Consider the following 8,440-nt stretch of genomic DNA (forward strand, 5'->3'; position numbering starts at 1 on the left):
TATTTTAGCAAAAAATTAAACAATGAGTTGGACCTGCCCAAAATGTGATCGCGAACTGCCCTGGAAAGATTACCGGCATTATTGCCAGCGGGTCAGCCTGGACAGCTTGTTTGAAGGCCGCTCTCCGGAATTGGTATTGGCGTTTGATAAGATGTTAGCCGAAGTGGCGGATTGGGAGAAAGTACTTGTGGGCATAACGCCGAATTGTATTGTCTTTACCCGGAGGGTGGGTTTTCTGATCATCCGTCCGATGAAAAAATGGCTGGACATCAAACTTTATTCTGCCGTGGCACATCCGGAAAAGCCGATCATCAAAAGCATCAAAGTGGGTAACAAATATGAGAACCATATTCGCGTTGATGCTGTAGATGACGTAGGACCAGGTTTATTCGTCTACATTCGTGGATCTTACGAATTAATGCGCAAGAAACGCCAGGAGGACCTTGGAATTGACCTCCAATAAATGAATGCTTTTCAGCCATTGGCGTTTGTCAAAACATTCAACACTTGCATGCGGTAAAGCTTTCCGATCGGAATTACATCGCTTCCTATGTTAATTTCATCTTGGGTATACGAATCGATCTTATCCAGCGCTGTAAGATAGGAACGATGTACTCTGATGAATGACGCCGCCGGAAGCATGCTCTCGAGGGAAGTGATCGCATATTTAGTAATGACCGGTCCTTTGATCGTATTTATCTTTACATAATCCTTTAAGCTTTCGATGTATAGAATATCGCCAAGCATGACCTTGACCATTTTCCGATCGGCGCGAAAGTACAAGAAAGCATGATCAACGTTATCCTGAGTGTTGAGGGGCGGTTGGGCTTCGTTTTTAACGTCGTGCTCCGGCAGTGCTTTCATAACCGCTTTCAGAAACCGATCGAAACGGATAGGCTTGACCAGGTAATCTGTAACATCCAATTCAAAGGCCCTTACCGCATATTGTTCAAATGCGGTCGTCAGGATGATCTTTGGCGGATTGACCAGTGTGCCAACGAGATCCAACCCCGAGATCTGTGGCATTTGAATATCCAGGAACAGCAGATCGATGTGGTGTTGTTTAAGCATGCCAATGGCCTGCACCGCATTACCACATTCCCCGATCAGGGTAAGCATCGGTAGCTGAGCGACATAACGTCGCAACACCTCCCTTGCAGGCGGTTCATCGTCAACAATGAGGCAGTTATATTTCCTGACGGGTTCCATTATAAACAGTTTTCACCACATCTGCAGGAACGGTTGCAAGCATGATCTTCAGATTTACGATATACATTTCTTCTTCTTCATTGATCACCAGTTCATGCCTATCGGGATACAATAGTTCCAGACGTTTGAGCACATTGGTGATCCCGATCCCCGGGTTCGCGTTTTTACTGGTAACAGGTTTGCCATTGATCAGTTTCATCGACAGTTCATCGTTGATCACAAGAACAGTAAGGCTGATCCAGGGATGCTCAGTTACCTGGCTTGCACCGTGTTTGAAGGCGTTTTCAACAAAGGGCAAAAGCATTAACGGCGAGATCCAATGATCAGTTGCTTTCGGCATTTGAACGGATATATCCAGACTCTGGTCATACCGTGCCGACTCCAGTGCAAAATAATCGCCTATCATTTTCAGCTCTTTTTCGAGCGGCACCAAGGGCATACTGCAATCATACAGGATATACCGGAGCAATTGAGATAGTCCCATGATCATTCCCGATGCCTTCTCGGACACTTCTTGGGTAAACGAGTAAATATTATTAAGCGTGTTAAACAGGAAATGCGGATGCAATTGCGCCTTTAACATCTGCAGTTCGGCATTCGCTTTTTCTTTTTCCAGCAGCAGCGCCGCCTGCTGTCTTTCATAGAAGCACTTCATGAGCTTGATCGCAGCTGCCACGCCGCCCACGGTGATACTGCCGCGCAAACCGGCCAGCATGGCCACGCCGAACTGCACATAAAACGCCGGATGAGGCTCCCGCGCAACAATCGGTGAGATCTCGTCCGCATTCAAATGACGTATGTAGTCAATCACGGTCATGGATAAGGCTGCTGACAAAGCAGCGGTTATCAAGACCAATAAGGCCGCGCTTAAAATAGCCCAAAGATATCTGCCTGGCAACACCAGTTTAGGAATGACCAGATACATGAGCGTGTAAGCCAGAAACATACTTGGGATCATATACATCAAGGTTTCCGGTGATGTGATGATCAGGCGGTGCAGAAAGGGTTGTTGCTGCAAGGCAGGTGACGGCGAGAACGAGTACAGCAAAAGCTGGAACAGGAACCAAAGCAGCCAAAAGCTAAGATGCCGCAATAGCCGCCATTGAGTGCTGTTGGAATAAATAAATGGTATTTGCTGCATCAGCGTTAATTATCACACTAAGATACATATAGGCTATTAAAGGAAACTATCGCCTGCTACTTATTCGACAAACGTAGTGAAGATAACGATCAAATCATTTCATCGACGACGAAATGATCTGATAGACAAAGATCAAGTATATGTTTTCGGAATGGCTACGCCGGGCTACTTTCCAAGTTCTGTATTGCCAACTCTGGTAGATTTGAACAAAAACGAATACGATGAAAGCATTATTGACCTTCATTTTCTTGACCTCTTTATCGCTTGGTGCGTTCGCGCAGATCGATACGGCCAGCTACCCCAAGGAGCGCCAGGAAATCCGACAACTTTTGCGCAGCCAGGTCCCCAACACGAACATCGATTGCGCGGATATGATCGCCGTTGGACCCAAAGGTGACATTTCCTTCACCCGTCAGCAATGGATCGAAGCGCAGAAAAAAGAGAAACTGGTATTTAAGTCCGTCAGACCGGTACCTGGCAATGAGTTCATCCGGATCTATGATGGCACCACAGCGGTGGTCAACCTGCTGATCAATGTAAATATCGTGGTTGATGGCCGCGACATGAATATCAAGGTCCGCCGTTTGGAAGTATATCACAAAACCGCTGGTAATTGGTGCCGTGTGGCCGGCCAGGGTACGCAGGTAGATGAGAACTTATTCCCTGTAACTAATAAATAACTTTAATACGATCACACTCATGAAAGTAAGCATCTTGACAGTTTTACTGTTACTCGTTATTAAATTCTCCATCGCTCAAAGCGCCGTCGAAAACGAGATCCATAGGCTGGATCAACTGGAAGCAAAAGCCACTATTAGTGGCGATACCCTCACCTTAAAGAAGTTGTGGTCGCCAAGTTTTGTGGTGAATAACCCGGCAAACAGGGTCGTGAACGTCACTCAAATACGGCAGCTGATGAAGGAAGGCAAGATCGCCTATACGACTTTTAGTCGTGTCATCGAAAAGATAACGATCAACGGCCCTGTTGCGGTAACGATGGGTTATGAAGAAAATGAGCCCGAAAAAGCAACGGATAACGCCGGGAAAAAAGTGACCCGCCGGTACACCAATGTCTGGCTAAAGGAAAAGGACGGCTGGAGGATCATTGCACGGCAGGCGACCATCATTGATGTAAAGTAAAGAAGGTTAGACTCTAAATTTCTGCACTATGAAAAAAGCTATTCATCTGCTGATCACTATATCAGCGTTGCACCTACTTTTGTTAAATATAGGCTGTAAAAAAGACAAAACACAAAAAGATCCGGATAAAGACACCAAAGGCCTATACAGCTTTTCGAACACAGAATATACCGGACTAGCGAATGTTGGCAATCATTATTTTCCCCGCCCGCTGTCTTTACGGTTCGGGGCGAAGGATAGTGTTACCGCCTGGTCGCATTTAACGCTTAGTGTATGGCGCCGTGGCGATGTGCACGGTAAAATAACAAAAGTAGAAGAGGACGCCGAGGGGTTCACCTATGTCACGATACTTTTTGATCTGCCCGGGGATGAACAATACAACTCACCGCAGGTGTATAGGATCTCTGCCGATAAGAAAACCATCACCGGTGGCTCTTCACCCATTATCTCCATGGTCGATATGAAGCTGTTTCCCAAAGATGCACCCAGCGTGGTAGGTGTTTGGGCGCAGCCGGAACATCCCGGATGGTTCCCGGATGTAAACGTTATATATTTTCTGGAAAGGGGTGTGACCAATTATAAGCAAAACGGTGAGTTTATCCTCGTAGCATTTGATCCGGCACTAAACTTTGCCGAAAAATTTAAACAGGATGGTTCACGTATCACATTCTGGGGCGTTAACCCACTAGTGACGGCGAACAAAATTACCAGTATTTCATATTATGGCGTGCTCTCGGCTGACGGCAAGATATTATATGTTGATGCCTACGAGTTTTCAGCTGTACGTATAACAACTTCATTAAGCACATCTAATTCTTACGGGCCGAGAGGGGTGACACCTTGGTTGATCAGGCAATAGGTCTATCAGTTAAGAAAATAGCTTTATTATTGTTAAAGCGGCCATTAGTTTTTAATGGCCGCTATCAATAATTAAAGGCTGATGATCACTTTTTCGACCTGTTTATTCGATTCCAAGAACCGGTGAGCATCTGCTATGGCGTCCAGCGTGAATGATCCTGCGATCACTGGATTCAATTTGCCGCTTGCTAATCCTTCGTAAATGAACGTCTTTGCAGCTTGTAACCGGGATGGGTCAAAGTTTACATCGGCAACCGTAAAACCGCTGATCTGCACGTTCTTTTTCAGTATCTCCCAAGTGTTGATGGTTGCAGGTTCAGGACTTAAAGTGCCATAGATCAATATCCTGGCTTTGAGCGCTGCGGCGGCAAGCAAACCGCTGAAAGCCGGACCACCCACCGCATCTAAGATGATATTTGCGCCTTTATGATGCGTAATGCGGTTGACCTCTTCTGCGATATCCTGTTCGCTGCTAACGATAACATAGGAAGCACCGGCCTCAAGCAACGCTGCTCTTTTTGCTGCGGACGTGCTGATGGCAATCGGAATAGCGCCAGCTGCATTAGCGATCTGGATCGCGGAGATCCCAACCGCGCTGGAAGCGGCATTGATCAGTACGAACTGCCCGGTTTGTGCATTAGCTTGGTCGATAAGCAGGCCGTAAGCGGTCAGGTAGGTGCTCCACAAGGCGGCGGCTTTCTGAAAGCTCAGGTTGTCAGTTATCTTTTCAACGGCATAGGCAGGTGCCAGCACCAGCTCACGTGCATGGCGTATTGATTCAGTGAAAATGCCGGGATGATACTTACCCTATCGCCGGCCTGCACATGTGTTACATGCTCGCCAACAGCATCTACTACCCCGGAAGCTTCATAGCCGATCCTGGCCGGGAATATCGGGTGTTCAAGGTTAGCGCCATTTCTGTACATCACATCAGCCCGGTTCAATCCCAGTGCTTTGGTGGCGATACGTACCTCGCCTGGTCCCGGAGCTGGGATGGTCAGGTTTTTAACTTGTAGTACATCTGCACTGCCAGTGTTTTCAAATATGACAGTGTCGGCGTTCTTGGCTATCGTTTTCATGTTTTGTTGATTTTATAAAGCAAATTTGAGATATTAAGACCGCCTGCTAAGGTGACCTGGCGCATCAAAATCTGTTGATATAGATCAACGCCTGCAGAATTGTATATTTGGATGTATGCTTGAACCGCTAATAGAATATATTAACCAACGTGCACAGACACACCTTTCAACGTCCGATATAGCATTGTTGCGGGAGGTAATGGTCTTTAAGCGCTATAAGAAAAAGCAATTTCTTTTGCAGGACGGCGATGTCTGCAAAAACCTGAGCTTTATACTTAAGGGAGCCACCCGGCAGTACTCCGTTGATGAAAAAGGTAATGAGCATATCATGGCCCTTTGCATTGAGGGTTGGTGGACAGGTGACCGGGAAAGTTACTTCAGGAGCGTTCCCTCGGTATATAATATCGACGCCTGGGAAGAAACGGAAGTGCTCATGCTACCTAAGACCGAGCTTCCCCGCGTAAGTAATATACCTGCATTTGCCGAAATGCGGATGACCCTGGATGAGAACTATTCCATTGCCGCGCAAAAACGCGTGTTAGTGTCGATCAGTCATAGTGCAGAAAAGCGGTTTGAGGAACTTGCCAAAACCTACCCGGAATTTTTACAGCGCTTTCCGCAGCATATTGTGGCTTCTTACCTGGGTATCACCAAAGAAACATTGAGCCGCATTCGTAGCCAGGCCGCCAGGAAATAATGGCGAGCCAAGCAACACGTTGATAAATATCAACGGTTTTTGATAATTAACCTCATCGTTCCTGCTGCCCTTGCTGCCTGACCTTTGTGATGTAATCATAAAAGAAAATAAACATCATGAGATCATTAAAAGGAAAGGTTGCCCTGGTTACAGGTGGTAGCCGCGGCATAGGCGCCGGTATCGTTAACCGATTGGCTGAAGAAGGCGTTAAAGTAGCATTTACTTATGTCAGTTCTAAAGAAAAGGCAGAGGCTTTGGCCGCCGGGTTGTCTGCCGGCGGTGAACAGGCAATAGCGATCAAGGCAGATACAGGTAACCAGGACGAACTGACTGCCGCTGTAAATGCTGTCCTGCAAAAATTTGGCAGACTCGATATCGTGGTCAATAGTTCCGGTCTGTTCGTCACAGGATCTATTGATGACGCAAATGCCGATATCAATGCCTTGGAAAAACAGTGGGAGGTCAATGTGCATGGTGCGGTTCACCTGGTCCGTACAGCGTTACCCCATATGAGCGCGGGCGGACGGATCATCAATATCGGCTCGACCGGTGGCAGCCGTTCACCTTATCCGGGCATAGGCGATTATGCCGCTACTAAGGCAGCCCTTGCCGCATATACCCGTAGCTGGGCCCGCGACCTGGGAGGCCGGAATATCACAGTCAATCTTATACAACCAGGTTTGATCGATACAGATATGAACCCGGCCAATGGGCCTTACAGCGAGGCCATGGTGCAGTCGGTAGCATTGGGCCGTTATGGAGAAACCAGTGATATTGCCGCAGCGGTTGTCTTTCTGGCAAGCGACGATGCCAAATACATAACCGGTGTAACACTCAACGTAGATGGTGGCCAGACAACCTGAGGAGGACTCTTATAATTATTTAACTCACTAACGAAAAAATGATGGAAAATACAGCACAATTATTGGAAGACAGCCTGCTGCGTATCTGGAACGATCGCGATGCACAACGCCGGTTAGAGATCATGAAGGACGTTTATGCGACCGACATTGCTTTTTATGAGTCGAATGATAGCCCTGCCTTTGTAGGGCACCAGGCGATCAATGAGCTGATCGGCAGACTGCAAGCGCAATGGCCTGACGGTTTTAAGTTCGAACTTTTACTACCTGGCCGCGTAAACCACAACATTCAGGAAATTCGCTGGCGTTTGGGTGTACCCGGTGATTCTCCCGTTGCGACAGGAACGGATATCGCTACTATAGCAGATGGTAAGATCAGCGCGCTATACCTTTTTCTGGATATTAAGTAATGTTGGACGTTACTATAATTGCCTTTAAGTCAATTCTTATTCTAGTAACAAATATGTAACGGAGTATTCTTGACTAAAAGACGAAATAGTCTTAAATTAGCTTCTGTAAGTCGTAAGACACGATTTCCAACTCGCATATTTAAGAGCAACAAAATACTCATAATCTTTTGGTCTCACTCGTAAGCCCTTTTTAAAATAAAAAGCGCAAAAGATTTTTGTTTACCAACGACTCAACACTTGTTTTCTCGGTGTTGATCGACAGCATGATTAACGCTGTGATCAAATGCTAGGGCCAACATCAACGCATACCCACTATGCGGTAATCGCTATTCAAAAACAGCAATTTTCACAAAGGTATTGTTAGGACTGTAAAATTACCAAATCAATTCGGTAATGCCCACGGACCGGGCATTGCGCCCCATCCTGGCGGTGGAAATACGTTAACAGAAGAGCCGTAATCAATGCTACAGCTTTTCTATTTGAGAGACACCTTTCGTATTATTGATGGGCTGACAAAAAAGGCGATAAAACCTTCAGCAAGTCTTCCGGCTGTTCTTCCGCAATATAATGGCCGCTGTTTTCAATGCTGATGCTTTGAACAGGATGTTCAGACACTTTCTGCATGGCAATACCCATGTTCAACCCTTGTCCGTATTCCGCACCGATAGCCAAAACCGGTATACTTAGTTTAGCATTATAGGCTAGGTTTTGCCTGGCGCTTTCGATAAAGGCGCGATAGTACTCAAAACCGTATTTTAAGTTTTCTTTACCCGTATAACATTGTACATAATGTGAAACAATCTCATCACTCAGGGCGTCTTTTACGATTGTCTTATTCTTAAAATACCAGTTCAGGTACTCAGCTTCCTTACCGGCCAGCAGAAATTCCGGAATGTCGTCGATGGCATGGAAATAGAACTGCCATATCTTTTTGGCATTCACCGGACTGAAGATTTCATCGGGTATTAGCCCGGGGATACCAGCATCGAGGACTGACAGGGTTTTTAGTGATTGTTCAAACTCAAGTGCAAATGTCACTGCTACCC

12 protein-coding genes are annotated in these 8,440 nt (G+C 46.4%); 7 read left to right on the top strand and 5 right to left on the bottom strand.

Annotated features, from left to right (window positions below; translation table 11 throughout):
- Window positions 1–22: 22 nt before the first annotated feature.
- Window positions 23–463 carry a DUF5655 domain-containing protein gene (locus EOD41_RS19660; protein WP_127708250.1) on the top strand — a complete coding sequence of 147 codons (441 nt, stop codon included), beginning with the start codon at window positions 23–25 and terminating at the stop codon, window positions 461–463.
- 11 nt (window positions 464–474) lie between these two features.
- Here the strand turns inward: EOD41_RS19660 and EOD41_RS19665 are convergent, their stop codons facing one another.
- The gene (locus tag EOD41_RS19665; RefSeq protein WP_127708253.1) at window positions 475–1,209 is read right to left on the bottom strand and encodes a LytR/AlgR family response regulator transcription factor; all 735 of its coding nucleotides are present in this window, start codon (window positions 1,207–1,209) and stop codon (window positions 475–477) included.
- A complete protein-coding gene (locus EOD41_RS21115) occupies window positions 1,187–2,350 on the bottom strand; it encodes a sensor histidine kinase (protein ID WP_240663509.1) in 1,164 nt (387 codons plus the stop codon). The genes EOD41_RS19665 and EOD41_RS21115 overlap by 23 nt, the downstream gene beginning before the upstream one ends.
- Before the next feature lie 221 nt (window positions 2,351–2,571).
- Here EOD41_RS21115 and EOD41_RS19675 point away from each other — a divergent pair, with 221 nt between their 5' ends.
- The 3 genes from EOD41_RS19675 to EOD41_RS19685 are packed head-to-tail and all read left to right on the top strand — an operon-like array spanning window position 2,572 to window position 4,349.
- On the top strand, window positions 2,572–3,030 hold the full coding sequence (locus EOD41_RS19675; RefSeq protein WP_127708256.1) for a nuclear transport factor 2 family protein: 459 nt from the start codon (window positions 2,572–2,574) through the stop codon (window positions 3,028–3,030).
- Window positions 3,031–3,049: 19 nt separating this feature from the next.
- Window positions 3,050–3,490 (top strand): nuclear transport factor 2 family protein, encoded by a 441-nt coding sequence (locus tag EOD41_RS19680; RefSeq protein WP_127708259.1) that lies wholly within the window; start codon window positions 3,050–3,052, stop codon window positions 3,488–3,490.
- Window positions 3,491–3,518: 28 nt separating this feature from the next.
- On the top strand, window positions 3,519–4,349 hold the full coding sequence (locus EOD41_RS19685) for a hypothetical protein (protein ID WP_127708263.1): 831 nt from the start codon (window positions 3,519–3,521) through the stop codon (window positions 4,347–4,349).
- A 71-nt stretch (window positions 4,350–4,420) separates the two neighbouring features.
- On the opposite strand, the gene EOD41_RS19690 is transcribed toward EOD41_RS19685, so the two are convergent.
- Both EOD41_RS19690 and EOD41_RS19695 read right to left on the bottom strand, forming a co-directional pair.
- A complete protein-coding gene (locus EOD41_RS19690; RefSeq protein WP_164850005.1) occupies window positions 4,421–5,101 on the bottom strand; it encodes a zinc-binding dehydrogenase in 681 nt (226 codons plus the stop codon).
- Entirely contained in the window at window positions 5,068–5,427 is a 360-nt protein-coding gene (locus EOD41_RS19695) for an alcohol dehydrogenase catalytic domain-containing protein (protein WP_127708269.1), read from the bottom strand. The genes EOD41_RS19690 and EOD41_RS19695 overlap by 34 nt, the downstream gene beginning before the upstream one ends.
- A gap of 115 nt (window positions 5,428–5,542) precedes the next feature.
- Between EOD41_RS19695 and EOD41_RS19700 the strand changes: the two genes are divergently transcribed.
- From EOD41_RS19700 to EOD41_RS19710, 3 genes are all read left to right on the top strand, one after another.
- On the top strand, window positions 5,543–6,124 hold the full coding sequence (locus EOD41_RS19700) for a Crp/Fnr family transcriptional regulator (protein WP_127708272.1): 582 nt from the start codon (window positions 5,543–5,545) through the stop codon (window positions 6,122–6,124).
- Window positions 6,125–6,240: 116 nt separating this feature from the next.
- Entirely contained in the window at window positions 6,241–6,987 is a 747-nt protein-coding gene (locus tag EOD41_RS19705; RefSeq protein WP_205780609.1) for an SDR family NAD(P)-dependent oxidoreductase, read from the top strand.
- A gap of 38 nt (window positions 6,988–7,025) precedes the next feature.
- Window positions 7,026–7,394: a nuclear transport factor 2 family protein gene (locus EOD41_RS19710; RefSeq protein ID WP_205780610.1), complete on the top strand. Its 369-nt coding sequence runs from the start codon at window positions 7,026–7,028 to the stop codon at window positions 7,392–7,394.
- A gap of 498 nt (window positions 7,395–7,892) precedes the next feature.
- Here EOD41_RS19710 and EOD41_RS20835 read toward each other — a convergent pair.
- The coding region (locus EOD41_RS20835; RefSeq protein ID WP_164850006.1) for an alpha/beta fold hydrolase at window positions 7,893–8,440 on the bottom strand (548 nt) is incomplete at its 5' end.

Source organism: Mucilaginibacter limnophilus (genome assembly GCF_004005815.1).
GTDB lineage: Bacteria > Bacteroidota > Bacteroidia > Sphingobacteriales > Sphingobacteriaceae > Mucilaginibacter > Mucilaginibacter limnophilus.